Source organism: Mycobacterium sp. E1747 (assembly GCF_001667775.1).
In the GTDB taxonomy this organism is placed as follows: Bacteria; Actinomycetota; Actinomycetes; order Mycobacteriales; family Mycobacteriaceae; genus Mycobacterium.
The window spans coordinates 1-1,019 of sequence record NZ_LZJI01000113.1; the positions used below are offsets into that span (position 1 = coordinate 1).

The following is a 1,019-nucleotide window of genomic DNA, read 5'->3' on the forward strand; positions in this document are numbered from 1 at the left end:
ACGATCGGGGTCTTGCCGATGGCCAGGGTGTAGTCGAACACCCGGGCCAGTGCCTCGTCGGACGTCTTTTCGCCCCTGATGATTTCCACCAGCGGCATCTTGTCCACCGGTGAGAAGAAGTGGATCCCGATGAAGTCCTCCTGGCGCTTCACACCGGTCGCCAGACCGGTGATCGGCAGCGTCGAGGTGTTCGACCCCAGCAGCGCGTGGGGCTCGACGATGTCCTCGATCTCCTGAAACACCTTGTGCTTGAGGTCCTGGTTCTCGAACACGGCCTCGATCACGAAGTCCACACCCTTGAAGTCGGCCGGGTCGGCCGACGGCGTGATGCGATCCAGCAGCGCCTTGGACTTCTCCTCGGTGGTCTTGCCCCGCTGAAGGGCCTTGGCCTCAAGCTTTTCCGAGTAGCCTTTGCCCTTCTGCGCGGCCTCGATGCTGACGTCCTTGAGCACCACCTCGAAGCCGGCCTTGGCCGACACGTAGGCGATGCCCGCACCCATCATGCCCGCGCCCAGCACGCCGATCTTGTTGATCGTGACCGGCTCGATGCCCTGCGGGCGCGAGCCACCGCCATTGATGTGGGCCAGGTCGAAGAAGAACGCCTGGATCATGTTCTTGGCGACCTGGCCGGTGACTAGCGAGGCGAAGTAACGGCTCTCGATGCGGCTGGCGGTGTCGAAGTCCACCTGCGCGCCCTCGACCGCGGCGGCCAGGATCGCCCGCGGTGCCGGCATCGGCGCGCCCTTGAGCTGCTTACGCAGCAGCGCCGGGAACGACGGCAGAATGGCCGCCAGTGAGGGTGACGACGGGGTACCGCCGGGCATCTTGTAGCCCTTGACGTCCCACGGCTGGGTGTGCGCCTCAGGATTGGCCTTGATCCACGCCTTGGCGGCCGGCACCAGCTCCTCGACCGAGCCGACCAGCTCGTCGACCAGTCCGACCTCCTTGGCCTTGTCCGGCCTGAAGCGGGTGCCCTGCGAGAGCACCTCCATGAACGCCTTCTGGATGCCGAACATCCG

At 65.5% G+C, this 1,019-nt stretch carries 1 protein-coding gene; it reads right to left on the bottom strand.

Annotation, left to right across the window (positions count from 1 at the left end; genetic code table 11):
- Window positions 1-1,019: 3-hydroxyacyl-CoA dehydrogenase family protein (locus A5695_RS11335; RefSeq protein WP_231974788.1), on the bottom strand; the 1,019-nt coding region annotated here is incomplete at both ends.